Source organism: Egbenema bharatensis FJBBOT/2019 (assembly GCF_048077055.1).
Lineage (GTDB): Bacteria > Cyanobacteriota > Cyanobacteriia > Elainellales > Elainellaceae > Egbenema > Egbenema bharatensis.
Map to the genome: position 1 here is coordinate 2,307,642 of NZ_CP182236.1, position 26,181 is coordinate 2,333,822.

At 52.4% G+C, this 26,181-nt stretch carries 22 protein-coding genes and 1 pseudogene; 12 read left to right on the top strand and 11 right to left on the bottom strand.

The genetic code is table 11. From position 1 onward, the window contains the following. Window positions 1–16 precede the first annotated feature (16 nt). Window positions 17–148: a hypothetical protein gene (locus tag ACM1PF_RS10795; RefSeq protein ID WP_416674466.1), complete on the bottom strand. Its 132-nt coding sequence runs from the start codon at window positions 146–148 to the stop codon at window positions 17–19. 128 nt (window positions 149–276) lie between these two features. On the opposite strand from ACM1PF_RS10795, the gene ACM1PF_RS10800 reads away from it, so the two are divergent. From ACM1PF_RS10800 to ACM1PF_RS10810, 3 genes are all read left to right on the top strand, one after another. Further along, complete coding sequence (locus ACM1PF_RS10800) at window positions 277–582, top strand: hypothetical protein (RefSeq protein ID WP_416674467.1); 306 nt, start codon at window positions 277–279, stop codon at window positions 580–582. A gap of 5 nt (window positions 583–587) precedes the next feature. Continuing rightward, window positions 588–1,328 carry a class F sortase gene (locus ACM1PF_RS10805; RefSeq protein ID WP_416674468.1) on the top strand — a complete coding sequence of 247 codons (741 nt, stop codon included), beginning with the start codon at window positions 588–590 and terminating at the stop codon, window positions 1,326–1,328. Window positions 1,329–1,863: 535 nt separating this feature from the next. After that, on the top strand, window positions 1,864–4,410 hold the full coding sequence (locus ACM1PF_RS10810) for an HD family phosphohydrolase (protein WP_416674469.1): 2,547 nt from the start codon (window positions 1,864–1,866) through the stop codon (window positions 4,408–4,410). Window positions 4,411–4,604: 194 nt separating this feature from the next. On the opposite strand, the gene ACM1PF_RS10815 is transcribed toward ACM1PF_RS10810, so the two are convergent. Further along, window positions 4,605–5,930 (bottom strand): trypsin-like peptidase domain-containing protein, encoded by a 1,326-nt coding sequence (locus tag ACM1PF_RS10815; RefSeq protein ID WP_416674470.1) that lies wholly within the window; start codon window positions 5,928–5,930, stop codon window positions 4,605–4,607. A gap of 484 nt (window positions 5,931–6,414) precedes the next feature. Here ACM1PF_RS10815 and ACM1PF_RS10820 point away from each other — a divergent pair, with 484 nt between their 5' ends. Together ACM1PF_RS10820 and ACM1PF_RS10825 are read left to right on the top strand one after the other, a co-directional pair. Further along, window positions 6,415–7,569 carry a pentapeptide repeat-containing protein gene (locus ACM1PF_RS10820; protein ID WP_416674471.1) on the top strand — a complete coding sequence of 385 codons (1,155 nt, stop codon included), beginning with the start codon at window positions 6,415–6,417 and terminating at the stop codon, window positions 7,567–7,569. Window positions 7,570–7,750: 181 nt separating this feature from the next. After that, complete coding sequence (locus ACM1PF_RS10825) at window positions 7,751–8,548, top strand: hypothetical protein (RefSeq protein ID WP_416674472.1); 798 nt, start codon at window positions 7,751–7,753, stop codon at window positions 8,546–8,548. On the opposite strand, the gene ACM1PF_RS10830 is transcribed toward ACM1PF_RS10825, so the two are convergent. After that, window positions 8,466–9,335: a class I SAM-dependent methyltransferase gene (locus tag ACM1PF_RS10830; RefSeq protein WP_416674473.1), complete on the bottom strand. Its 870-nt coding sequence runs from the start codon at window positions 9,333–9,335 to the stop codon at window positions 8,466–8,468. The genes ACM1PF_RS10825 and ACM1PF_RS10830 overlap by 83 nt on opposite strands. A 399-nt stretch (window positions 9,336–9,734) precedes the next feature. On the opposite strand from ACM1PF_RS10830, the gene rsgA reads away from it, so the two are divergent. Next, window positions 9,735–10,802 carry a ribosome small subunit-dependent GTPase A gene (gene rsgA / locus ACM1PF_RS10835; RefSeq protein WP_416674474.1) on the top strand — a complete coding sequence of 356 codons (1,068 nt, stop codon included), beginning with the start codon at window positions 9,735–9,737 and terminating at the stop codon, window positions 10,800–10,802. Between the two features lie 63 nt (window positions 10,803–10,865). Continuing rightward, window positions 10,866–12,287 (top strand): bifunctional folylpolyglutamate synthase/dihydrofolate synthase, encoded by a 1,422-nt coding sequence (locus ACM1PF_RS10840; protein WP_416674475.1) that lies wholly within the window; start codon window positions 10,866–10,868, stop codon window positions 12,285–12,287. Window positions 12,288–12,310: 23 nt separating this feature from the next. On the opposite strand, the gene psb35 is transcribed toward ACM1PF_RS10840, so the two are convergent. The 4 genes from psb35 to ACM1PF_RS10860 form a co-directional block, all read right to left on the bottom strand. After that, window positions 12,311–12,502: a photosystem II assembly protein Psb35 gene (psb35, locus tag ACM1PF_RS10845; RefSeq protein WP_416674476.1), complete on the bottom strand. Its 192-nt coding sequence runs from the start codon at window positions 12,500–12,502 to the stop codon at window positions 12,311–12,313. 124 nt (window positions 12,503–12,626) lie between these two features. Further along, window positions 12,627–14,957 (bottom strand): transglycosylase domain-containing protein, encoded by a 2,331-nt coding sequence (locus ACM1PF_RS10850; protein WP_416674477.1) that lies wholly within the window; start codon window positions 14,955–14,957, stop codon window positions 12,627–12,629. Between the two features lie 488 nt (window positions 14,958–15,445). Beyond that, on the bottom strand, window positions 15,446–16,444 hold the full coding sequence (gene chlG / locus ACM1PF_RS10855) for a chlorophyll synthase ChlG (RefSeq protein ID WP_416674478.1): 999 nt from the start codon (window positions 16,442–16,444) through the stop codon (window positions 15,446–15,448). A gap of 211 nt (window positions 16,445–16,655) precedes the next feature. Further along, window positions 16,656–17,144, bottom strand: coding sequence for a hypothetical protein (locus tag ACM1PF_RS10860; protein WP_416674479.1), 489 nt, complete (start codon window positions 17,142–17,144; stop codon window positions 16,656–16,658). An 82-nt stretch (window positions 17,145–17,226) separates the two neighbouring features. On the opposite strand from ACM1PF_RS10860, the gene aroA reads away from it, so the two are divergent. Then, window positions 17,227–18,573 (top strand): 3-phosphoshikimate 1-carboxyvinyltransferase, encoded by a 1,347-nt coding sequence (aroA, locus tag ACM1PF_RS10865; protein WP_416676621.1) that lies wholly within the window; start codon window positions 17,227–17,229, stop codon window positions 18,571–18,573. A 98-nt stretch (window positions 18,574–18,671) separates the two neighbouring features. Here aroA and ACM1PF_RS10870 read toward each other — a convergent pair whose 3' ends face one another. Further along, a complete protein-coding gene (locus ACM1PF_RS10870) occupies window positions 18,672–18,845 on the bottom strand; it encodes an HNH endonuclease (RefSeq protein WP_416674480.1) in 174 nt (57 codons plus the stop codon). Window positions 18,846–19,034: 189 nt separating this feature from the next. On the opposite strand from ACM1PF_RS10870, the gene ACM1PF_RS10875 reads away from it, so the two are divergent. Further along, window positions 19,035–19,559 (top strand): DoxX family protein, encoded by a 525-nt coding sequence (locus tag ACM1PF_RS10875; RefSeq protein WP_416674481.1) that lies wholly within the window; start codon window positions 19,035–19,037, stop codon window positions 19,557–19,559. Window position 19,560: 1 nt separating this feature from the next. Here ACM1PF_RS10875 and ACM1PF_RS10880 read toward each other — a convergent pair whose 3' ends face one another. Then, window positions 19,561–19,872, bottom strand: a complete 312-nt coding sequence (locus ACM1PF_RS10880) for a hypothetical protein (protein ID WP_416674482.1) — start codon at window positions 19,870–19,872, stop codon at window positions 19,561–19,563. 403 nt (window positions 19,873–20,275) lie between these two features. Here ACM1PF_RS10880 and ACM1PF_RS10885 point away from each other — a divergent pair. Then, window positions 20,276–21,050 (top strand): annotated as a pseudogene (locus ACM1PF_RS10885) (ABC transporter permease). Between the two features lie 4 nt (window positions 21,051–21,054). Continuing rightward, entirely contained in the window at window positions 21,055–21,957 is a 903-nt protein-coding gene (locus ACM1PF_RS10890) for an ABC transporter ATP-binding protein (RefSeq protein WP_416674483.1), read from the top strand. A gap of 228 nt (window positions 21,958–22,185) precedes the next feature. Here the strand turns inward: ACM1PF_RS10890 and ACM1PF_RS10895 are convergent, their stop codons facing one another. Beyond that, window positions 22,186–24,267: an S-layer homology domain-containing protein gene (locus ACM1PF_RS10895; RefSeq protein WP_416674484.1), complete on the bottom strand. Its 2,082-nt coding sequence runs from the start codon at window positions 24,265–24,267 to the stop codon at window positions 22,186–22,188. Window positions 24,268–24,400: 133 nt separating this feature from the next. Between ACM1PF_RS10895 and ACM1PF_RS10900 the strand changes: the two genes are divergently transcribed. Beyond that, window positions 24,401–24,595, top strand: a complete 195-nt coding sequence (locus tag ACM1PF_RS10900; RefSeq protein WP_416674485.1) for a hypothetical protein — start codon at window positions 24,401–24,403, stop codon at window positions 24,593–24,595. Here ACM1PF_RS10900 and ACM1PF_RS10905 read toward each other — a convergent pair. Continuing rightward, window positions 24,576–26,003: an NADP-dependent isocitrate dehydrogenase gene (locus ACM1PF_RS10905; RefSeq protein WP_416674486.1), complete on the bottom strand. Its 1,428-nt coding sequence runs from the start codon at window positions 26,001–26,003 to the stop codon at window positions 24,576–24,578. The two genes, ACM1PF_RS10900 and ACM1PF_RS10905, sit on opposite strands and share 20 nt — an antisense overlap. Between the last annotated feature and the right edge of the window lie 178 nt (window positions 26,004–26,181).

Consider the following 26,181-nt stretch of genomic DNA (forward strand, 5'->3'; position numbering starts at 1 on the left):
CTCTTTCCCTATCGACTTAGGAGGGCTTATCAGATTGTACTGGATCACCCGCCAGAGTACTGTCCGATCCTGAACAGACGGCGGCGATCGTCCCCAACTCGCTTTTGGCCAGTGATGCAGCGATGATCAGTTGCTTTGGGTCAATCATAGCGGGTGAGGGGTAAACCCCACTGCATTCAGCTAAACAAAAGTTTATTTGATTTCTATGACGAATTAAGGGATTTTTATTTATAGTCAGAGTATTTACATTTAGGAAAGACCATAAAGGAGATTGCGATGAAACTCGCTCGTCTGACCCAACAAACCCTCAGTTCTTTAGCGGCAACTGCTTTTTTACTGTTGATGCCAGCTTTGGTGGTTAACACCGTCATGCTTGAGCCAGTTGCAGCCCAGGAAAACGGTGAGAATGGTGAGAACGGTGAAAACGGTGAAGCTCCAGTGAACGGCGTTGATGCAGGTGCAGGTGGAGCGTCTCAGAATGAGGTTGATTTCCCATTGCCGATCGCGGTTGTCGGTGGCGTGCTCCTCGTCGGCGCAGGAGTCTTGGGTTATCGTTATTCCCGTAAAAATGTAGCTCAATAATGGGATTGAAGACGCAATTTAAGCACTCAAGCCCTGCGTTACTCGTTCTCTCGTTTTTAAGCGGATTTTTGGGCGGAATTGCAACGGGTTCTGCATACCATCTAGAGTTGACGTTGCAACAAGAGGCGGCTGTCCTGGCTCAAGTTAACAGTGAGGACAGTCAAAGTGAAGCGGCTGTCCTGGCTCAAATCGGCGGTGAGGACAGTCAGGGTGAGTCGATCGTCACTCCAGAACCGTCAGTGGCTCAGGTTTTGGAAGCCGTTCCTGAAGTTGTCCCTCCTGAGGCTCCCCTGCCTCAGGGGGTTGAGCCGCGCCGGATTTATATTCCCGCCATTCAAGTCGATGCCACTGTGATTGATCTGGGGCTGAATTCTGATGGTACGTTGCAGGTTCCCCAGAATTTTGCAGAAACGGGATGGTGGATTGGCGGAGCCCGGCCGGGAGCGCAGGGAGCAGCAGTTATTGTAGGACATTTTGATTCACATACTGGCCCGGCTATTTTTTATCGACTACGGGATTTGCAACCTGGCGATGAAGTGCAGGTATTAGATGCTGCGGGTCAGGTTGTGAAGTTTGAGGTGGAGCATACTCGTCAGGTCAACAAGAATGCGTTCCCCAGAGATGATGTCTACGGCAAAACGGAGCACCCTACCCTACGGTTGATTACCTGTGGTGGCCCTTTTAATCACAGGCAGAGCCAGTACCGAGACAATTTGATTGTGTTTGCTTCCCGGATTGATGGCTAGGGAGTGCTTGAAAGCCTTCTGGTATGGCTGATTCTGATCTCCCTAAATCTCCCTGCAAAAGAATGGGACTTCCGATCTGTTTCCCCATTTGTTAAGGGGTTAGGGGGATCAAATCGCCATTAGGAAGCAATAGAAGACCTGGGTGTGCACCGTCTGAGATTGGGGACGCAATCACCTGGATCAGGGTTTTGCCTGGTGGACTGGCGGGTTGAGTCCTGTCCACTTACCACAAAGCTGGATATTACCATACTACGATTTCAAAGTTTTTCCGGAAGGCACAACTGAGAGGAGCAATGTTTAAATAGAGGGATGGGCGCGCGCCGAAAGAGTCTGAGTCTTTCGATGGATTTTGCCGATGACGCGGTTCTTATACTGTTACTTTTATCGATACCTGTGCTCGTTTCAGTCGGATAGCTGCTAGAACTAAGCTAACTGACCCGTGTTACGAGGCTATAGTATGTATCTCACAAGTTCAGTTCGATGGACTGAGCTTTCCTGCGGTTAACGTTATTGGTATAACCCTCTGGTGTCGCTAATGAATCCTTTTCGAGTGTTGACCCGGCAGTTAGCTCAGTGGCAACGAGAATCCTATTCAGGGCACTCTCTACAACAATCTTCGCTTGATCGGTTAGTGAAGCGGACCGTCAGTCACGTCAAGCGTTGCACGAATGTTGTGCGGACTCAAGCGTTGGATTTTCGCCCCAATGGGTCGCGTCGGAAACCTCGTCATCTCGATCGCCATTCACCAATTTTTTTCCTGATTGCGGTGCTTTCCCTCACCAGCACCATCGGCTACCGTTTGTACAACGAGCCTCAGCTCAGTGTTGGAGTCACGGCCCCTCAAACGGTTCGCGCCCCAGAAACGGCTACGGTGATTGACACGCGGACAACGGAAGCCAATCGGAAAGCGGCGCGGACTGCATCGATCCCGATTTTGATGATTGATCAAACCGTCAATCAAGAAATTTATCATTCTCTCCAGCGACTCCTCGATCGCGGCAATGAGTTACGCCAGGAGGCAGGAACTTTTCCCTTTGTCGAAACTTCGGTGCTATCTACCCGATCGCAGCAGTATCTCCGAAAGGCGCAAGAAAGTGAGTGGCAGCAAGTTCTGGCTGCGGTTGAGGGCAACAGTTCTGCCTATCTGAACTCAGGCTCTACTGCCTCTAATGGGGATGCGGCTCCGGCAGGCGATCGGGGGGCAACTCGGGGACAGGGCAGCCATGCTTCTGAAACGGCCCAACAAGTTGCCGTTCTTGAATTGCGAGCCTATCGTCGGAATGCCTCTTCGGAAGACTTTCAGGCCTTGAAGGATGTCATCAATCGCGCTCGCCAGCGATATGCCCTTACGGTTGAATCCCTCTCAGGTCGGGGGGGTGGGGAAGCCAGTCGTCTGTATAACTTTGCGCTGTTGGAACTGACGGACGAACAATGGGCAGCTACTCGCAATGAGGTACAAACGACTCTCCAGCGCATCCTGGCTCAAGGGGTTGCCCCTGGTTTGCCAGAACCGATACTGCGATCGGCGATCGAGTTGCAGTTACGCGGGGATATTCCCAGCATCACTGCTGACCTGGCCACCCAAATTTTGCTTGCCGTCATTCGTCCCAACCTGATTCAAGATCCCGAACAAACCAAGGTAAGGGCAGAACAGGCCGCCCAAGCTGTAGAAGATGTGATGGTGGAAATTCAGCAGGGAGAGGTCATCATCCGGGCAGGAGAACCTATCACGCAGTCAGATTTTGTGCTTTTAGATTATTTTGGTTTGAGCCGTCGGCAGACCAATTGGGTCGGCTTGCTGGGGTTTGGAGCGTTAATTAGTGGTTGTGTCGGCGTGTTTCTAATCGTTGAACATCAATTTCATCCTGGATTGCGGCGACGCGATCATATTCTGGTGTTGGTGTTGACCTTAAGCGTTTCTGGCGTTGCGGCACTGGGAACCCCTGCGATCGGGCTGTCGGCTTTAGGGTTGCTCGTTGGCAGTTTCTATGGCTCCGTCCTGGGTGTAACCGTCGTTGGTTTACTGAGTCTGGTGCTGCCTGTGGGGATGGAGTTAGTTGGGACGCATCTAGTAGCCAGTTCAGTGGGGGGATTGATTGGGGCAACGATGGCAGGGCGGCTCCGCTCACGCGAAGAATTAGCCATCCTGGGGGGGGTAGTGGGAATCACTCAGGGTGTGGTTTATGCCGTGCTGAGCTTGATGCTGAGTGCTGCCAGTTCTCCCGTCTGGTACATTGTCCTGACTGGGGCTGCCCTACAAAGCCTGTTGGGCGTGGTTTGGAGCATTATTGCCCTGGGGGTCAGTCCTTACTTAGAAAATTTGTTTGACCTGATTACCCCCGTTCGGTTGGCGGAACTCTCTAATCCCAATCGTCCCCTGCTCAAACGGTTGGCTTCTAACGCGCCAGGCACCTTTCAACACACTCTGTTTGTAGCTACCCTGGCAGAGGCAGCGGCCCGGGAACTGGGCTGTAATGTAGAACTGGTCAGGGCTGGAACGCTTTACCACGATATTGGTAAGATGCACGACCCCCTGGGCTTCATCGAAAATCAGATGGGCGGCCCCAATAAGCATGATCTGATCGGGGATCCCTGGCTCAGTGCAGCCATTATCAAAAAGCACGTTACAGAAGGTGTGGTGATGGCTCGAAAGTGCCGATTACCCAAGGCGATTCAAGCCTTTATTCCCGAACACCAGGGCACGATGATGATCTCGTACTTCCACCATCAGGCCCAGCAACGCGCCAAAGCGGATCCCACTATTTTTGTGAATGATGCGGATTTTCGCTATGACGGCCCCATTCCCCAATCCAGGGAGACGGGTATTGTGATGCTGGCCGATTCCTGCGAGGCAGCCCTGCGATCGCTCAAAGATGCGACCCCGGAAGAAGCTCTGGCGATGGTGAACCGGATTCTACGCGCCCGCTGGCAAGATGAACAGTTGATCGATTCGGGTTTAACTCGCGCTGAAATGGGGGGCATTGCTGAGATTTTTGTGAAAGTGTGGCAACAGTTCAACCACCAGCGGATTCCCTATCCCAAAGCGGCGATCGGTGCTCCGGCGGCGGAATCAGGATCGTGAATTACACAACTACCAGATGAGCAAGCCACCGTAGGGGCAGTTCGCGAACTGCCCTTACAGATTTCGGGTGGTCTACCCAAGTGCAAACCGCTGTGAATAACCTGTGCAGCGTTTTACGTTGCTGACTGGGCGGGCAAGATGCCCACCCCACAAGCAGTTCAGGTGATTCAATTCGCAGTCCTCAGCTTTTCCCTTTACGCTCCACGCCCCTCTACATACTGCTGAATCACCTCCACTGGAATACTTACCCCTTCCCCCGTCCGCTGCTGAATCGCCCGGTTCACGCCGATCACCTGCCCGAACGAGTCCAACAAAGGCCCCCCGCTATTGCCTGGTTTCAAGAACCCTTCAGGGGTGCGGAGACAGCGCACATTTGCCAGCCCGCAATCGCTTTGCACCTGAATGATCTGAGCAGTCGTCATCTGCCAGTGGTTTCCCGAAGGAGAGCCGATCGCGTAGACCGTATCGCCCAGGTTGACATGGGTTGAAGCGGGGGCAAATTCGGCAACGGGTAGCCCCTTTACGCCTTCTAGCTGAATCAGCGCTAAGTCTAGACTCGGATCCGCATTGACGATCGTGCCTGTCACATCTCGGCCATCGGCCAGCCGGACAAACTTGAAGTCAGATTGGTTCACTACATGCTGATTCGTCAGAATTAAACCATCTGCCGTTAACACGATGCCGGCCGCCGGAGCCGGAATCCCGCTAGATTCAATCCAGACTTCAACGGTAAAGGGCTTTGCCTGAGCATAAATTTCGTCGGGTGTCCGGGGGGAGTCTGATGGGGAAGTGCGCAGATTGGGACGATCGATCGCTGGAGTCGAGCTATCTCCTGATTGTTCTCCAGACGGTGCAGCCGACTCACCCCCACCCAACCAGCGACGCAGATCCCGACTCAACTCAGTTTGTCGATCGGCAGGGTAGGATTCTGCCAGTTCCGCCAAGGCCCGATCGCGCCGGACACCCTCTGTTAGCAGGTGTTGCCCTCCCCTCATATCGGTGTAGCGTCCTCCTGCCACCTGATAGCGGAAGGACTCCCGCCGCCGAGCCACTTCTAATGCTGCGGACTGGGGATCGACCGGGAGATCCGTCAAAAAGCCTCTGGTATACTCTATGCCAAAGCTCAGAACGCTATCCAGGCAAGCAATATCCAGAGGAGCTGCGTATTGATTACAGTTACCCCGTTGCCAGTAGTGTTGATAGATGGCGCGGACTTCATCTCGATCGATCGCTGCAATGGATTGGTAAGGCTGTTGATTTTCATACCGCCAGGCATCGTAGAGTGCCTGGGAAATTCCATACTTCAGGTTTGTCTCGGAACTTGATCGATCGCCATCCATCTGATTCAACCCAGCCACAGACTGAAAAGCGGTCTCGAAGCCAGGCTGCTGTCCGGAGGATGCCCGTCTGGACGGTTCTTGAAGTAACCGGGGCAGCACTAATCCGGCCGCAACCCACAAAGTCAGGTTGATGCCGATTAGGGCGATCGTTCGAGTTCTAAACCTCTGGATGCAACGCATGGCTTTCTCCAACAGCGCGGGGGTAATCGATGGGGAAATGCAAGATAATTGGGAACAGTGACGCTCTTTGATTATTCTCTCTTAATTGGAAAGGTTACGCTACTGGTAGTGGTGAATCTAGAGGGAGCGGAAATTGGAAATTGGGATGGGATTAGAATGGGATGCTCCCGCAATGATCTGTATCGGGACGTATTTGCTTTACAGAATCTTTTTCCTGAGAATCACCAAGATTCACTGTATTTATTAGTAAAAATCACCGTTGCAACTTTAAGTTGACCCTAAGGATCGTGGATTAAATAACCTATGCACCGTTCTGCTTCTTTGACCGGACGGGCAAGTTGCCCACCTCCCAAGAATTTCAGGTTATTAGATTTGCATTCCTAAGCAGCATTTGAACCCGTCAAAAGGTTTCTGCCCAGGTACGCTTTCCTTTGCCCTTACCCCCGCCTCCCTACCCAACCGTCCCAGTCAGTGACTACGCAAAATGTCTAGGAAAAAACAAGCCTACTCGCCCAGTATTGAACCCTCCTACTCGAAGAAAGCCATCTGGAGTTGGTTGGGCCTGGTGGTAGCGGCAATCGGAGTCGTTCAGCTTCAGGAAATTGTTAATTTTCTCAACGAGAGTATCTCTACAGATTCTCGGTTTCAGCGTTCTGAGTCGGCTCGGCAGGATAGGGAGGATGGCTCGACCAATGCTGTTTCTGCGGCAGGGGAGACGGACGGTGTCGCTTTGGAGGAACAAGCAGCATCGGCTCCTGCGGCATCTACGACTGCACCCGAATCAATTCGGCCGATCGAATTTTCCCAGGATTCTCAGCAAACCATTCTGGATAATTATCAAAACTTGCTGCACGCGCTCGTAGTTGAGGAAAATTTAAAGGAGCTGGAGCAAACGCATCCACTCCGAATTGCGGCCAACCAACAAACCGTTGCCACTTTGAATCAACTCAATGGCTTATTTCGAGAGCGGCTACTTCAGTTTTTAATTGATTCCAATCTCATCCTTGAAGATAATCCAACGCTTTCTTTACAGGGTGCAACCTTCAAGCAGGCAGACTTGAGGGATTTTGAGTTGAGTCAGATGGATCTGAGCCAGGCAAACTTGAGCGAGACCAGTCTGAACCGGGCAAATTTAAGTGGAAGTCAGTTATTGAATACGGCTTTTGATCAAGCTGATCTGAGCTTTGCCGACTTGAGCGGTGCAGAATTGTCTAAAGCCAGCTTTTTCCATGCCAATCTTTTTCTGACCAATGTGAGCAATGCCAATTTGCAAGAAGCTTTCTTGAACTCTGCGGATTTGTTTCTGACTAATTTTCAGAATGCAAACTTGAGTAATGCCAGTATCGCTACTGCCGATTTGTCCTTTGCTAACCTCAGCCAGGCACAGTTAATTTTTACCAACTTAAGCGAGTCAAATTTAGCCTTTGCTAATTTGAGCGCAGCCCGCTTGACCGGAACTGATTTGCGGCGATCGACCTTACGCGGAGCCAATTTGACTGACGCAGATTTGGGCGGTGCAAATTTACAAAGGGCGGATTTGAGTGAGGCGAATTTAACGGGGGCAAATCTAACCGGAGCTGATCTAACGGGAGCCGTCTTTTACAACACCATCATGCCCGATGGCAGTATCCGTAATTAGGCGATCGTCGGACACATCCAGGAACTTTTGACCTCCAATTCTAATCCTGCGCCATACAGTCTGGCTTACCCGCTATGGTTCAACAACTGTAAAAGTTTTCTGAGTCAGCATGAAAATTTTCTAATCAAGTTTCCATCCCTTTTAATGTAAGATTAACCGAAGCTTAATTTTACGAGGGGTGATGTTAAAACGTTTCGCTGTGCCAAACTTCGTTACATTGCTTTTCCTTTCGATCGATACAGCAGTGGTTACTTTTGCGATCGGAGATGCATTACATCTATCCCGCCCGATCGTCAGGCATTTTCACGAAAATGGCATCATCACTCGTCTCTCCTTTCTCCAACTATTAGTCGCCTCGGTGATTGCCTGGATTACGTTTTACGTTCGAGCCGGAAAGTTCAGTTTCAAAAATTGGCGATCGCCTTCTACTTTCTGGTTGATTGTGGCGATCGGGTTTGCTTTTTTGGCAATTGATGAAGGGTTTGAAGTCCACGAAACGTTAATGCAGGGAGCCATCTTTACCGCATTTAATCTGAAACGCAACTTCCTCACCGTTCGGATTAATGATTTGATTATGCTCCTGTATGGCTTGGTGGGGGTGGGACTGGTTTGGCTTTACTGGGCAGAGATTCGGCGCGATCGCAGAATGTTGCGGCACATGGTCATCGGGTTTGTGCTGTTGTTCGTTATGGTATTGGTTGACACCCTGGGGAACAGGCGCGAAATTCCTTTCCTGGCTTCCCTTTTCCCAACCGCCACCAACACCAACCTGCGCTGGACGCTGAAGGTGATTGAAGAAACCATCACGCTATACTCAGAAGCCTTTTTCATTGGTGCATTCTGGGCTGCGTGGCAATCTGCTCGATCGGCCAAAGTGTTTTTACATCAGTGCACCGTCAACCCATTGCCCACTCCTGCTCGATCGTCTGATTCATCTCAGGCGGCTCGAATTGAACCGACTGATAGGGGATTGGCTTAACACCGCGCGTCACCTGATTCAGCAACCAGACTTCTTCCGTCCGGACATCCCCAAATCCGGCTGCACCCATCCAGGCATCCACACTTCCAGCCGCATAGGCTTTAATGTAAGGCTCCTCAAAGATTTCCGTGAGCCAGTCCGCCCACCGCAGGCTAGATTGGTTGCCATCCAAAATCAGCACTTCCCCACCGGCTTGCAACAAGCGAAAACATTCCTGGAGAATTGTGCAGGACACTTCAGGCGGTGTCTCGTGGAACAGCAGAGAAGCCGTTACCAGATCAAAACTGGCATCGGGAAATCCCGTCTGTTCCGCATTGCCCTGGCGAAACTCAATCGCTAAACCCGCTTTTTTCGCCTTTTCATCCGCCACTACCAGCATATAGGGCGACAGATCCAGTCCAATCACTTCAGCCTGAGGAAAGGCTTTTTTCAACAGCAACGTCGTAGAACCCGTACCACAGCCCAGATCCAGAATCCGTCGCGGCTGACAGCGGATGCGATCGATCAATCCCTGGCGAATCCATTCCTCATTGGGTGGCAGCACATACTTTGTCACTGGATCATAGGTGACGGCTGCATCGGCACAAAGATAACCCTGCTCAATACCGTGGAAATGCTGGGAGCTGTAGTATGCGGGATACGCCAGATCGGGCTGACGAAAGCGATCGCCCTCCACCTCCCAATCCTTACTGTTGCGATATCGGAGTAACGCTTCCCGATCCATCAAAAAATTGCTGAAGATGGGAGCCAAAAACTGTTCAAAGATAGTGTCTTTCCGAACTGCCATAGGTTTTCCCTAAACGACTGCATCCAATCCTTAACAAAGTGTAGACAATTTGGCGGGAGTGGGGAGTCGGGAGTCGGGAGTCGGGAGAAATGACCTGACATTCTTGTGGGGTGGGCATCTTGCCCGCCCAATCAACGAAGTAACCTGGTTGCCCAGGTGATTTAATCCACGATCCTTGGGGAAACAAAGGCAGCTTGACAGACAAAATTTCTTGTATTACAAATGTAGTATGAATTCGGAGGTTGAGTATATGGTTCAGTCGGTTCTTGTTTTGGCTACGGCAACTCCCCATCTCAATCAGTAGCAGAGGAACTGACGAACCCCGGTTCGTACACCTTTTCAGGTCAAAGTTTTCCGTTCCTCTGTGAATCTCACTCACGAGTCACATTGAGGAAATCAATGAATTTATCACAATTGGGTTGGAGCGATCGATTCGCTCAACATTTTTCACGGTTTGCTGCACCAGGCTATACCGTTAGTCGGGTGGCGATCGTCCATCCAGATCAGTACCATCTTTATACTGAAACGGGTGAATGCGTTGCGACTCTGAGCGGCAAACTGCGGCATCAGGCAGCCTCACCAGAAGACTTGCCGATCGTGGGAGATTGGGTCGTGATTCGCTTGCGGGAAACCGAGCAACGGGCCACGATTCATCACATCTTGCCCAGACAAAGCCTCTTCTCGCGCAAAGTCGCAGGCAGCCCAACGGCTCCCCAACCGATCGCAGCCAATATTGATACTGTCTTTCTCATCTCAGCGCTGGATCATGATTTCAGTGTGCGCCGGATTGAGCGATATTTGCTGCTGGCTTGGGAGAGTGGGGTGAATCCGGTGATTCTGTTAAATAAAGCGGACTTATGCAAGAACCTGGAACGGTCGATCGCGGCGGTGGAGTCGATCGCGCCAGGAATTCCGATCATTCCCTTAAGTGCAACCCAGCAGACGGGATTGGAAGCCCTGTCTCCTTATCTGCAACCCGGAAAAACGATCGCCCTGCTGGGATCTTCCGGTGTCGGCAAATCGACCCTGACCAACCAACTGCTGGGGCAATCTCGGCAAACCGTGCGATCGGTGCGTCAGGCGGACAGCAAGGGCAAGCATACGACGACGCATCGGGAACTGTTACGCCTGCCCTCGGGTGGTCTGATCATTGACACACCGGGTATGCGGGAGATTCAGGTCTGGGCAGGGGAAGACAGTTTGCAGGAAACCTTTGCAGATATTGAATCCCTGGCTGAAACCTGCCGCTTCCGAGATTGCCAGCACGATCGAGAACCGGGATGTGCAGTGCAGATGGCGATCGAACAGGGAAGGCTCGATCCGTCCCGCCTGTTCAGCTACCAGAAGCTCGATCGTGAACTTAACTACCTGTCCCGGAAACAGGATGTCCGGTTGCAGCTTGAAGAGAAAGCGAAATGGAAAAAAATCCATCAATCACTACGCCAAAAAGGACGGGAGCGGTATTGAGCCTAAGGGTTTCTCCGTAGCAGTCCAGTGCTAAGATGCTGAAGCAATCGATTCGCTGGTTTGATGAGTACGGCTGAAACCCATTCCCATTCCTCTAAAGCTGCCGATCCACTTCAACAGTCGGCGTTAACCCAAATCGATGTCCTCCTCGATCGCTTCACTCACTTTGGCGTGGAGTTAGGGCTGGAGCGGATCCAAAGGCTCCTGGCAGCGTTGGGCAATCCCCAGGAACAAGTGCCGATCGTCCATGTGGCAGGCAGTAATGGCAAAGGGTCAGTCTGTGCGTATCTATCATCGGTACTCACAGAGGCAGGGTATCGGGTGGGGCGGTATACCTCGCCTCATCTGGTGACCTGGTGTGAGCGGATTTGCATTAACCAGAAGGACATTACGGCGATCGAACTGCTCCGGGTTCTCCAAACCGTGATTGCTGCGATTGATCCTGACACATCTTCACCCACCCAGTTTGAAGTGATTACTGCCGCCGCCTGGCTTTACTTTGCCCAACAGCAGGTCGATATTGCGGTGATTGAAGTGGGGTTAGGCGGTCGCTTAGATGCCACCAATGTGTGCGATCGTCCCCTGGTCAGCGTCATTACCTCCCTCAGCCTGGAACACTGCCAAAAACTGGGCCCCACCCTGACTCATATTGCTGGGGAAAAAGCAGGCATCCTCAAGCCCCACTGTCCTGCGGTCATTGCCCCCCAACCGCCAGAAGCCACTACCGCTTTATCTCAGCGACTCACCCACTTCAACTGTCCTACGCTCTGGGTCGAACCGGCCGCCGACCTGGGCAACGGCTGGGCCGAATTCACCTCCACTTTCAATCAACTTTCCCCTCCCCCCATGCCTGGGCAACGGAGCACTCACACCGCAGGCTTACCTACCTCACAACCTGCCGCAGCTCCTGCCTCCCGCCTCCGCTACCCTCTCCCCCTTCCCGGACTGCACCAGCTCACCAACTCTGCGGTGGCGATCGCGGCCCTGCAAATCCTTCAGCAGCAGGGATGGCAGATTACCGAGGAGCATCTGATCCAGGGCATGGACAAAACCGCCTGGCGAGGGCGAATGCAGTGGTTAGAGTGGCAGGGAGAACCCATTTTAATTGATGGGGCCCACAATCCGGCAGGGGCAAAGCTACTGCGGCATTACATTGACCATAGCGATCGGGTGGTTCGTCCCGTCTGTTGGGTGATGGGTTTGCTCACGACGAAGGAACCCAAGGCGATCTTCAACGAACTGTTGCGCCCTGGGGATGCTTTAGTATTGGTTCCAGTTCCCGACCACCTTTCTGCCGACCCGCAGCAATTAGCGGACATCGCCCATACCCTCTGTCCTGACCTGCAAGCCTGCCACCAGGAACCCGATGTGATGACAGGGTTAAAGACTGCGATGACGTTGCGATCGGATCGTCAGCCCAGTTTAGGAACGATCGTCCTGTGCGGCTCACTTTACCTGATCGGAGATTTTTTCAAGCAAATCTAAGGGATTTCAGAATCCCTTAAACCTCACTCTTCCTTGTTATCCACCTCTGGCACGATATCGGGACGGGATTTGTCTTCCCAACCTGGAGGGCGCTTGGAGTTATACCAGGCGATCGAGCCAATCACTACAGCTGCAACAAAGCCAACAGCATAGACCAGGGTAAATGCTAATGGAAACTCCGAAGTCTTGGCAGCCGCCTCCATTAATACCATCATCCTTTACTCCGTAGCGAAATCGAAAATAGTTGAGTCAATCCATTGATCCAATAGGTTTAACCAATAGATTTAACCAACAGTATCCCAGGTTTTGCCCCAACTTGAACTCTGGTTAGGGAAAAAACTACTGTGGGGGAGGCAGAAGGGGGGCAATAGAAGCCTCTGGAGCTGGCTCAGGTAAGAGGAAGGATGGAATGGGATCATTTGCCGGGGGAGGTGGCTCGTCAATCATGGGAGGAGGGGGAGCAGCCTCTTCCACTGGAGCCGACTCAATGGCTGGAGCAGCAATATTCTCAGCAGGAGCCGCTTCTTCCACAGGAGCAACGTAACTCTCCTCTGGTTCAGAGTAATAGTCTGTTCCGCCTCCACCGCCTGAGTAGCCGGAATTCGACCGCGAACCTGAGGAATAGGACGGCTCTGAGGAACCATAGCCCGAATAGCTTGATCCACCGCCTCCCCAACTGTCGCCGGAGGCGGTATCGCTGCTGCCCTCGTGGGGCGAGGAGGCTTCATAGATGCGTCCAGGTTTGACTGGATCCAGCTCGATCGTGGGTTCCCGACCATCAAACGAGTAAGGAATATCAGGAAACTCCTCCACTGGAATTTCTTCGCGGATCGTTCGCACAAAGTCGTACCAGGTTAACGCCGCCGTACTGCTGGCTCCGTAAGTAGGAGTACTGTCATCATTCCCTAACCAAACACCCACCGCAAGCTGGGGAATGTAACCCACAAACCACAGATCTCGACGTTCTTCAGAGGTTCCCGTTTTTCCAGCCACGGAGCGATCGGGCAAGCGAGCGTCCCAGCCCGTACCGTTGTTCACGACACCCTCCAGCATCCAGGTCATGATCGATGCCGTCTCAGCATCCAGGGCCCGTTCCGCGACAAAATCTGCCTCATAGATCAGGTTGCCGAAGCGATCGAACACGCGGGTGATGCCGTGGGGTTCAATGTAATTTCCTTCATTGGCTAACGTTCCATAGGCACTGGTCAATTCCAGCAGGTTCACCTCCGAACTGCCCAATGCCAGGGAGTAGGCGGGGAGTAAATCGGAGCGAATTCCCATGCGGTGAGCCAGTTCCACCACTGGTTCAAACCCGACCTCAATCAAAGCCTTCACTGCTACGACGTTGATCGAGGATATCAATGCATCCCGCATCGAAACACTGCCTCGAAATCGTCTGCCGTAATTTTGCGGCTCGTAGCCATCCACCACCAGCTTTGCATCCAGATAGCTGTTGTAGGGCGATAACCCTCCGGCCACGGCCACTGCATAGACAAAGGTTTTGAAGGTAGAACCGGGTTGACGCTGTGCTTGAGTGGCCCGGTTAAACTGGCTTTCCTCAAAGTCATCTCCACCCACCAGGGCCTTAATCTCCCCCGTCCGTGGATCGATCGCCACCAGGGCCGCCTGTTCAAATCCTTGACCTGGCCCATAGTTACGGATGGCATAGGCGACGGTATCCTGCGCCTGCCGTTGCCATTCCAGGTTCAGGGTCGTTTCAACAGTCAACCCCCCGATTTCAATCTGCTCTGGCGAGACAACTGAAGGAAGTTGCTGTTGCACGTAGGAGGTGAAGTAGGGCACCTCACTAAACATATTCCGGGGGTCACTCGGCTGGAGTGCCAGAGGTTCCGCCATCGCTGCATCCCGCTCCTCAAGCGTAATGAAGCCCGCCACTAACATTCGCTGCAACACAATGTTGCGGCGTTGGGTTGCCAGGTCTGGGTTGATCAGGGGGGAATAAACGCTGGGCGCGGGGGCTGTGCCAGCAATCATGGCGGACTCACTGAGAGTGAGTTCATCGACCGGCTTGCTGAAGTAAATCCAGGCCGCATCCGCAACACCGTAGGCATTTGACCCCAAATACACCAGGTTCAAGTACCGTTCCAAAATCTGATCCTTGGTCAGTTCCCGCTCCATTTTCTGAGCCAATAGAGCTTCCCGGAGCTTCCGTGCCAGGGTGCGATCTTGATCCAGAAACACAACCCGAGCCAACTGCTGAGTGATGGTACTGCCCCCTTGCAGCACTTCCCCTGCTCGGATGTTCTTCAGGGTTGCCCGGAGAATCGCCTGGTAGTTAACCCCGTTGTGCTCATAGAAATCTTCATCTTCTGAGGCGATGAAGGCTTGCACGAGGCGATCGGGCATATCCTGCAAGCTAATATTTTCGCGGGTCGCCGGGCCCATCTGCTGCAAAATTTCACCATCTGCCGATTTGATGGTCAGGGTTCCGCTCTGGTTGTAGGTCAAAACGTCGGTGGTATTGGGCAAATTCTGATCGATCGCCCGCAGGGCCGATTGTCCAGCAACGGCTGCCCCGGTCACACCAAAACCAATGCCAACCAGTCCCCAGGCCCACCAACGTTGATAAAGGGGACGATTCCCCCCTGGAGGCGGATTCGAGCCTGGATCGGCAGGGAATCGTTGCCGTACCGGTGCAGTCCACTTCACCAGCGAGTGTTGCACTTGACGCAAGACCTTGGGGGATTTGCCCCTACCCCGACTTTGGTTTCGACTGCGAGCGTTCGCGGTTTTGATCTTAGTCGGCTGATTAGTCGGTTGATTAGCCGGCTGACTCGATGGGTTCGATGCGGAAGAGGCATCCGAGTTCAGCTTTTCACTGCGATTGGACAATGTTTTGAGTCTAGTCAGAAAATCTGTCACTTGAGTCCTCACAAACCACCACAGGCGAGATCCCTGTCTGTGCTTCAACCAGGTGCTTCAACCAGTGCCAACCCTTGCTGGATGGTCGCAGCTTCCTGTTCAGGAGTTTACGAACCTGCACCAGGATACGTTCGATTCCACAAGGTTAAACGAGATGGCTCAAATTATACTTAACCCACCTTCAATTTAACTTCATCTAAAAGTAGTGCTTTTTCATGCAAAGCACAAGCGAAAGTCAGTAAACCGTGCAATTTACGATTCATCTAAACGATCGCTTAAACACCTGCATGGCCCAGAGCCAGAGCGGTTACCAGCATTCCCAGCACCAGAAACGGTTGAGCACTCGCCTGATATTTCACGTCATTCTCCAGGGGAGCACGCAGGAAGTACATATCCTGGAATGTGATCTGGGGAATGATCAGCAAAATTAATAGCACTGCATACAAGTTCTGGTGAATGCTGATTAGATAGGCGGCCACTCCCGACTGGAAGATATCAATCATCAGGACGCAAATCCAGGCGGCCGTCGTCACCCCAAACATCACGGGTAAGGACTTCAGACCAAGCTGGCGATCGCCTTCCACACTCTTAAAGTCATTCACCACTGCAATGCCCAGTCCGGCCAGGCTGTAGAACAGGGTCAAAACCACGATCGTCCAGTTGAGATCGCCAAACAGGGCATGACCTGCCCACCAGGGTAGGGCAATGTAGCTTGCCCCCAGCGCGTAGTTGCCCAACCAACCATTTTTCTTCAGCTTCAGGGGAGGGGCGGAATAGATGTAGGACAGAAACGAACCGCCGATCGCCAGGGCAGTAATGGTGGGGAATTCATGACCCGCCCACCGATCTAGACCATAGGCCAGGGCAATTCCGGCTCCCAGCAGCACAACGATCTGCGTGATCACCTGGGGAATGGAAATTGCACCAGAGGGAATGGGGCGGTAGGGTTCGTTGATTGCATCCAGCTCTCGATCGTAAAAATCGTTAATGGTTTGGGTGTAGCCCGCCAGGAGAGGCCCCGACAGCAGCATACAGGCCGCCGCAATCAGCACATTTTCGATCGTCCAGGTATAGTTCCCAGAGGATGCGGCACCGCACACCACTCCCCAGATTAGAGGAATCCAGGTAATTGGCTTCATGAGCTGAAGGCGGATTTTCCAGAGATTGGTTTCTCCGGGTTGTGCTCCTTTCATCCCCAAAAGCTGCCGGGTTTTGGCACTGCGATCGGAGGTTAGATTCTCCTCTGGTGAGGACGGGGTTGTGGACTCTGTCATAATGAGCTTGCCTTGATGAGCTTCTTGATGAGCTTGCGGAATTCGCTACCAGCAATAGGGCCGGATCCAGCCTGAATCTAAATCTAAACAGAGGATCTGCGGGATCTAATTAGGGCTAGATTAGGTCTAGATCAGACTAAACCCAATCACAGTCGATCGGTTCTCTAGCCTATCTCTTATTGTGAAGCCTTGTGAAGCAGGAGTTTGCGAATTAATGCAAAATTTCTAAATTCATGACATAGTGACCAATCCGCAACTGCTGGGCCCATAGCTCATATTCAATGCGCAAATGTTCTGGAAAGGGCTGACCGTCCAGGGTGAGCCTACGGGTGAAGTTGCGTAACCGCATTTGATGGCTTCCGGTGAAGGACTCCGTTTGTAGCCAATATCGACTGACTCCGTAGACCCCCTGCTCCCAGAAGTGGCGATAGCTGAATTTTCCATTGCCCTGCATGGTCATGGTGACGCGGTAGGGCGAAATCTCCAACCACAGCAGCCGTGGGGTTGCGGGAACGGAGGGCGACATCACTTGAGATGGGAGCAACGGCAGGGAGTCCTGAATCAGGGGTTCCGTCAGCAGCACATGAAACCGTTCCGAATCTTTTTGATAAAGCGTTGCATCCGTCTCTACCACTGACCAGAGGGGGAGGTCGTAGGACATCAGCGAAAGGCTAATCGGTTTGCGATGTTGGGTCAACATGGGAGGGAAAATGGTCGAGGAAGAGGAGCGAAATGATAGGATGGCTACCACCCTTCGTCTCGTCCTATGCCAGTCTACCCCGATGCCAACAGCAACTATCCTCCTAAATCCTACGGAAACCCATCATTCCCTGACGATCGCCCCTCCCGCCTCCGGTGTTGCTCTGCAAGGGCGAATTCGAGTGCCAGGAGATAAATCGATTTCCCACCGAGCCTTGATGCTGGGGTCGATCGCCCAGGGAGAAACTGAAATCCAGGGCTTGCTGTTGGGGGAAGATCCCCGCAGTACGGCCGAGTGCTTTCAGGCAATGGGTGCCACTATTTCAGCCCTCAACACCGATCGCGTCACGGTGCAGGGGATTGGTCTGGGCAATCTCCAGGAGCCAGTGGATGTATTGAACACGGGCAATTCTGGGACGACGACGCGCCTGATGTTAGGACTGCTGGCTTCCCAACCCGATCGGTTTTTCACGGTGACGGGTGATGCTTCGATTCGATCGCGTCCGATGAAGCGCGTGATTCAGCCGTTGCAGCAAATGGGAGCGCAGATCTGGCATCGAGCCGGGGGATTAGCACCGATTGCGGTACGGGGACAACGCCTCCAGCCGATTCATTACCACTCACCGATCGCTTCTGCTCAGGTCAAGTCCTGTATTCTGCTGGCAGGTTTATTGACGGAGGGGCAAACCACGGTTACGGAACCCTCCCTTTCCCGCGATCACAGTGAACGGATGCTGCGCGCCTTTGGGGCAGAGATTACGGTTGATCCAGAGACTCACAGTGCGACTGTGACGGGGGGGGCAACGCTGCGGGGGCAAACCGTGATTGTGCCTGGGGATATTAGTTCTGCGGCCTTCTGGTTAGTGGCGGGTGCGATCGTCCCTGGTTCAGATCTGGTGATTGAGAATGTGGGAGTGAATCCTACCCGGACGGGGATTCTGGAAGCATTAGCAGCGATGGGGGCAGAGATTACCCTGGAAAATCAGCGGGATGCGGCTGGAGAACCCGTTGCCGATTTGCACGTCCGCCACAGTGCGCTGCAAGCCTGCACGATCGCTGGAGATTTGGTTCCGCGTTTGATTGATGAAATTCCCATTCTGGCAGTGGCAGCCACCGTCGCAGCAGGAACGACCGTCATCAAAGATGCAGCAGAATTGCGGGTTAAGGAAAGCGATCGACTGGCGGTAATGGCGACGCAACTGACCCAGATGGGGGCCAAGGTGACGGAATTACCGGATGGATTGGAGATTACGGGGGGAACGCCTTTAACTGGGACTGCGGTAGACAGTTTTACCGATCACCGGATTGCCATGAGCCTGGCGATCGCTGCTCTGATGGCCCAGGGAACCACAACAATCCAACGAGCCGAAGCTGCGGCTATTTCCTATCCTGATTTTGTGGGAACGCTCCAGGAAATTTGTCGAAGTTAACCTTTGATGCGAATTCTCTTGTCTGGAGTTTGCCGACGCACCCAGGTTAAAAATCGCTGCATTTGCGGGTCATGCTGGAGTCGCTCCAGGGTGTTCAACTATCGGGCGAGGTAGGCATTGTCATAGAGTTTGTGAATTTGGCGATGGCAAGCCGAACAAATCTGAACTGTAGCAGAAGGGGGTAGGTTTTTCCGCTTCGTCTTCTGACGGGGGATCAGGTGGTGTGCGGTCAATTTCGGCATCTCTCGATCGCAGAGTTCGCAGCACAGCATGAGAGTAACTGCTCATTGTAAGTACTTCCACCTTTAACGTTACACAAACCCCTGAAAATAACCACCAGACACGGGGTTGAGCAGGCGAGCGAGGAAAAATCGCCTGGAAATCTTGCCGTTTCTGGTTACATTAATTAATATTTGTTATACTTCGTAACATAATCCTCAATCTTTATTCCAGCGCACAAAATGAATACGGCTCAACAGTTTACCTCTCTCGCTACGGCTGTTTTGAGACCCAATCTGGTTCCAAACTACTGGTCACAAGCAGCTTGGACTGTCCTGCGCGTGGTGGCAGGCGTAGTCATGATTCATAACGGACTCGATAAGTTAGCCAACATTGAAAGCTTTGCCCAGGCCTACGTTGAGGTCATTGGCTTACCCTTCCCCATCTTCTTTAGCTACCTTGCAGCCTACACTGAGCTAATTGGTGCGCCCCTATTGGCGTTGGGCTTTTTGACCCGACCGGCAGCGGCAGGATTGTTCAGCACCATGCTGGTGGCCATGTATCACCATGTTCTGGTTGCGGGCCTGAGTATTCCCTACCTGGAACTCTCCATGCTCTATGCGGCCTGCTTCCTGTTTTTCCTGGTGAATGGTGCTGGGTTGTTTTCTCTGGATGCCCTGATCGGCGGTTGGCTGAATGCGGCCACAGGACAGGCTGCCCCCTCTCTGGAAGCTGTGACTTCAGCGGAGGTAACGGCTACCAAATAGGCTACCAAATCGGAGGCTTCGGCATATTCTGCGTCTTAGGCTTAGAGGTTTGAATCGGCAAGGTCGTGACAACGTTTCCCTGAAGCAAGATCTTAATTTGATGGGCAAGGCGTAATTGGGCGATCGGCTCTCTAATCAGGTCGATCGCTTCCAGTACGGTTTCTACAGCTTGTGGATCCTTACAGTTAATCCGTAGGGTTCCCCAGCGACGAGACACTTTGCAGTCTTGTAAAACTTCCACCTTCTGCCGTAGGGGTTGATCTTCGCGGTAGAAGCTGAGAATGAGTTGACTGAGTTGGGAGTACCAGTTCATTTGGAGTGACACGCTCAAGCAGTAACCACCTCTTCATTGAAGTCTAAGGCCCAGGCAGTTGCGCCAGGACTGCAAGAAGATTTAACTTCTAACCATTTTTCAAAGGCGGAATGAAAACTGCTACAAGCAAGCGAACAAGGGGGTTTTCAGGACTTTCTCACCGTTTTACAGATTAATACTTGGCAACACTCAGCAATGTTTCTTGAATAAATTGGAGGACTCGCAGCCAGGAAAATGCAGATCTGCCAACCCTGCGATTGAAGGTATTTGGGCTGAGTCAATTGAATCTTGGGTAAAGCTGTTGTGAGACTTTAACCGGGAATTGACCAGAGACATCGATCGCGGCATAACTTGTGCAACGATGACAAAGCTAGATTGATTTGGTTTTGATCGGGTGAAGTGAATGAAGTACTGGCGAGAAACCTTTGCCGTTGCACAACGGATCTTGATTGAACTGGGGCGACGACAGCGAAGCCTGCTGTTCTGGTGTATCTTCCCAGTGTTAATTCTGTTGCTCAACGGCATTATTCTGGCGGAACGGGAAAACCTGACCTATGCCAGAGCGTTTGAGCAAGTTGCTCCAACCACGCTTGTCGGGGCGGCATTGTTTTTTAGCTGTTTGGGGGGCAGTGTGGCCACGGTGGTGGCAGAACGAGAACAGCAAACCCTGAAGCGATTGTTCATTTCGCCCCTGAGTGGCATCTCCTACTTTCTGGGAATTTTTGTGGCCCACAGTGCGATCGGCCTGGGTCAGACGCTGTTAATTGGCACGATCGCCGTCCTGGCAGGAGCAGAATATCAGGGGTCGCTGCTGCTGGGGGGAATCATCATTTTGTTAAGTATTCTGACTTATGTGGGGGTCGGCTTCATTTTAGGCACTCAATTTGCTCGCCGCACCGAAGATGTTAATGCCCTGGTGGCAGCCTTTGGTGTGCCACTGCTAATTCTAGGCGGTACGTTTATCCCGACCGCCTTCCTTCCCGATAGGCTGTTAGAGGTAGCCCAATTCAACCCGATCTACCACATGAACGAGGCTCTGTTTAAGGTTGCGGCTGAAGGAGAAGGATTGAGCCGGATCTCTTCCCATTTCTGGTTTCTTGTGGTGCTTGCTGTAGTCATGATTACAGGAGGGTGGTGGTGCCTACTGCCGGATGCTGCACGTCGAAAGGAGATTGTAGGGGAGTGCTACAGATTGAGGAATTGCGAAAAGCCTACGGTCAACGGGTGATTTTAAACAACTTAAATCTACATATCCGGGCTGGGGAAATTTATGGACTCCTGGGGTCAAATGGAGCCGGAAAAACCACTACCATCAATATCCTTTGTCATCTGCTGGTGGCGGATAGTGGGCGCATCCTGATTAAGGATCAGCCGATCTCAGAATCTACCAAGCTATTAATTGGCGTGGTTCCTCAAGAAAACCTGCTCTATAAAAGTCTCACCTGCGAGGAAAATCTCAATTTTTTCGCCCAAATTTACGGACTGTCCAGAGCAGAGCGGAAACAGCGGGTTGAGCAATGCTTAGGAGCAGTGGGTTTGGCCGATCGCGCCAAAAGTCCGGCTGAGATTCTCAGTGGTGGGATGCAGCGGCGGCTGAGTATGGCCATTACTTTGATCCATCAGCCCAAACTGTTGATTTTGGATGAACCGACCACAGGGTTAGATCTGGAAGCCCGCTACGAGATCTGGGATTTAATTCGCAAACTCCAACAGCAGGGCATGACGATTCTGTTGTCCACCCATTTCCTTGATGAAGCAGAGCGACTGTGCCATCGTATCGGCATTCTCAAACAGGGGCAGATTGCAGCAGAAGGCAGCCTGGATGAACTGCGCCAACTGATTCCAGCGTCAGAAATTCTGGTGGTTCAAACCCCTGAAGAGGAACAAGTCATCCAACGAGCCACTGCCCTAGGCTTTCCCATGCGGCGGTATGGTCATGAACTGGCCTTCTGGCTCCCCAAACATCTGGAACTGCGGGATATTATTACTTACTTTGATGGAATTCCCCTGGATTCGATCGCCCGTCAACCAGCCCGCCTGGAACACATCTACCGGGAAATTATTCAGAAGCAAGACAACCCGTAGCCCAATGATCAAACCGAATGTTTCTTTGTCACCCAACCATCGCTAAAGAGATGGGATCGGGATAATCTATTCGCTATCTCATCAGTGCCCAAAACCATAACGGTAAGATCACTGGTCCATTTCAATCTGAAAAGACATCTGAATGTTAATTCACCATTTCGATCGAACAACTTGGTGGCTCAGAAATCGCAGCGATCGGCCATGCCACCGAGAATATTTCTAGCTGCATCAGGCTAGCTCTCGACTGACAATTCGCCGGATAATTTCCGTCACCTCGGCCGCAATCCGGGCATCCAGTTGGCGGGCTTCTTCGTTGCCATCATTCAACCCCCTGGCTCCCAGCAGGGTCAGCGCGATCGTGTATTGAATGGCAGGTTTTCCCTGGCGACGGGGACGGGTATCGGTAAATTGCACCAGGGCCACATAGGAAATTTCAGTGCGGTTGCGAACGCCGCTTCGCCCAAAGCCCAGTTTAGAAATAATCACCGGAGATTCAATCACGGTGTTGAGTCCCAACCGATCGAGGGCCACATCAATATATCGAGCTGTATCGACCCCCATCGCGCGCACCACCGTTTCCAAACTATCCCACTGCGCGGAAGGAAATCTGGCTCCCGGAGCGAGATGGTGATGCCAGCCCAGAATCGTAATGATTCGAGTCAGGTCATAGGCAGAGATGAAATTATTCCCCGTGTGGCTGGGAGAACTGGAATTTAAGAGGATACTCCGCGACGGCTGATGATACAGGTTCGGCGACTGGATAAAGGGGGCTTCCCCATAGCGGCCCCGAAATTCGATGTTGAAATTGCCAGTTGTCTGCTTCAGCCAACCATCCAGTTCTGCTGGCGTTGAAAACTGTTTAAACATGGCCGCGATCGCATTGGAACTGCCGATCGCATTCCCATAGTTAACCAGATCCACTGCCAGATTATAGAACCCATAACCACTCGCACTGCCCGCCGAACGCACCAAACAATCCCGCACCCTCGCCGCAGGCTGTACTGCATTGGCACGGCTCACCACGTTGAGAAGGGGAATGATTTTCGTGGTACTCCAATGCTGAATTCCTCTGGTGGCATCCCGCCCCAGCCAGTGTGCCTGCATTCTGCCATCGACAATACTGCCCACGCAAATACAGGCCTGCTGAATATCGCTGTGGAGAAAACCCAATCCCCCATCGATCTGGGGACGCAGACCCAGGGCCGGATAGGGACTGAATCGAACGACGGTATTGCTGCCCACCAGCGTCACCTGCGTTCCCAGGGATTCTAAGTTTGTCCCATCGGGTCTCTGGGTGAGGCGATTGGGGTAAGCCGCAACATCATTGCGATAGGGGGAGTTTTGAATGCCGCGATCGAGAAATGCGAGTTTACTGGCATCAAATCCAGCTTCCTGCTGCAAAAATTCACTGTAAATCTGCTGTCGATCTCGCGCATTCGCCATGATGAATTCCACCGGATCCGCATTCAGCAACGACCAGGCAAACGGTTCATCCAATATCCCCGTCTGCATATTGGGCAACCCGTAGAAGTTGGAAAACTCAGTCATTGCCCGTTCGGTTTCCCAGTTATAATCCCCATTGATCCGATTGCCCGGATACAGACGAAACGGCACTAAAAGAACCTGAATATCGCGCATCAAACGGGCACTGCCTTTCCAGCTGGGAAAGGTCGCCTTCACTTCTCCCTTCAGGTCATAAATCCCCCAATTCCAGGTTGCGTACTGGGCTGGAACGACATCAGGAATTCGTAAAGTTCGGCAAAGTAAAGCAGAAGCCTCACCCCTCGTTGCGTTTTGATTCGGACGCAGTTGCCGCACCTCTGGATGATTCACGATGATATTGGCCACGATCGCATCGGACACTGCCCGCCGGGCCCAGTCTGGAATCTGGCCCGCATCGGTAAAAAACAGCCGGAGTTGTTCATCTGGGTTGGCTGCATTATCCACCGATTGTGTACTCACTAACACCAGAACCGCTTGCAGCCGAGAAATCGGTCGATTGGGCTGGAACGTCCCCTCAGGAAACCCCGAAAAAAATCCCCGCGTGTAGCCCCATTGAATTGCCTGAAAGGCCCAGTGGCTAGAGGGCACATCTGGAAAGCTGACTGGAGGACGCTGGGCTGGGGCATTCGGAAACGCTGCATACATCAACGCGGCAAACTCGGCCCGAGTCAAGCTGAGATTTGGGCGAAACGTCCCGTCGGGATAGCCATTCACAATATTGCGCTGGGCCAGTGCCAAAATGCAGTCCTTTGCCCAATGAGTAGCAATGTCAGAAAAACTGCGATCGGACGTTGCGCTTGCGGTCATACATGAACTCCTGAGTCCGGGTTTCTTCCACCAGGATACTCAGGAGCAATTGGATTATTCAGTAACCGTAAATAATCTATGGGTTTGGGGGAGGCGGGCGGCAAAAACGGGTGTCTCCCAGTTTTGTAGTTGAATGACCGATCGTTTACTGGCAGGCAAGATGCCTGCGCTACGGCAATCGATCCCTCTGCATCAATGGGATGTCCCAGCAAAAACTTGCCCGCTCACTCCATCAGGCAGAACGATCGCCAACCAGGATTCACCCATCTCGCCACCGCTTCACCCCCTCACTCCTCACCCCTCACTCCTCACTCCTCAAAATGCTTGATAATCGCCGCAGCAAACTCTGAACACTTCAAGGGAGGATTAACTGGCGGTTCCATCAGTCGAGCCAGATCGTAGGTCACCTCACGGTTGGAAATGGCGGCTCCGATCCCCTGTTTGATCAGATCTGCCGCTTCCTGCCAGCCCATATACTCCAGCATCATTACCCCAGAGAGAATCACCGAACCCGGATTAATCCGATCGAGTCCGGCGTGTTTGGGGGCAGTCCCGTGGGTTGCCTCAAAAATGGCGCATTGATCGCCAATGTTGGCTCCGGGGCCCATCCCCAATCCACCCACGATCGCCGCTGCTGCGTCAGACAGGTAATCTCCATTCAGGTTCATGGTGGCCAGAATGGAGTATTCATCGGGGCGCGTCTGGATCTGCTGGAAAATGCTATCGGCAATGCGATCGTTCACCATCACCTTCTGTTTCCACTGTCCGTTGCCGTGAGTCTCCCCAATGCTCTCCAGAACGGCCTTAACTTCTTGAGTAATTTTTTCTTTCTTTTCGATCGTCAGAGAATCATAACCTGGCTCAAGCTGCCGGGCATTGTCTTCAATACTCAGATCCGGGTTGGCTTCCTTATTGCCCAAGATCCACGACTCCCGCTCCGTGATGCACTGCTCCCGAAACTCGCTGACGGCCAGCTCGTAGCCCCAGTCGCGGAAGGCTCCCTCGGTGTACTTCATGATGTTGCCCTTATGAACCAGCGTCACCATTTGTTTTTCCTTGGGCAATCGCAGGGCGTGCTGCATGGCGCGGCGTACCAACCGCTGGGAACCTGTTTTGCTGATGGGTTTAATCCCAATTCCAGCATCCAGGGGAATTTGCTTCTTGCCGTGTTCGGGCGTGGCCGGAATCAAATCTTCGTTGAGGATTTTAATCAGGCGATCGGCGATTTCAGTGCCCTGCTTCCACTCAATGCCCAGATAAATATCCTCTGTATTTTCCCGATAGACAATTACATCTAGCTTTTCAGGGGTTTTGTGGGGAGAAGGCGTGCCCGCGTAGTATTTGCAGGGGCGAATGCAGGCATACAGGTCAAAAATTTGGCGGAGGGCAACGTTGAGCGATCGAATTCCCCCGCCCACGGGAGTTGTCAACGGGCCCTTAATGGCCACCCCATATTGGCGAATGGCGTTCAGGGTATCCTCTGGCAGGTACTGGTATGTCCCATAGACTTCGCAGGCTTCATCTCCGGCATACACCTTAAACCAGACAAGCTTTCGGGTGCCGCCATAGGCTTTGGCAACTGCCGCATCAAAGACCCGTTGAGCAGCGGGCCAAATATCAACGCCTGTTCCATCACCTCGAATAAAGGGAATAATAGGATCGTTGGGAACAACTGGCTCGCCGTTCTTGAAGGTAATTTGTGAACCAGTGGCGGGTGGTGTGATTTTGTCGTACATAGCCTGCGGCAACTCCTAATATTTTGAGCCGTTATGATGGTTGAGCAACTGTACTGCAAAGCAGTATCGTCAAGCAATTGTATTGTTGAGCAGAATGGGGTGTTGAGCAATTAGATTTTCCGTTAGATTAGCGGATTTCGCCATTGAGAAAGTAATTTTAGTGAGCAAAAGCGAAGAA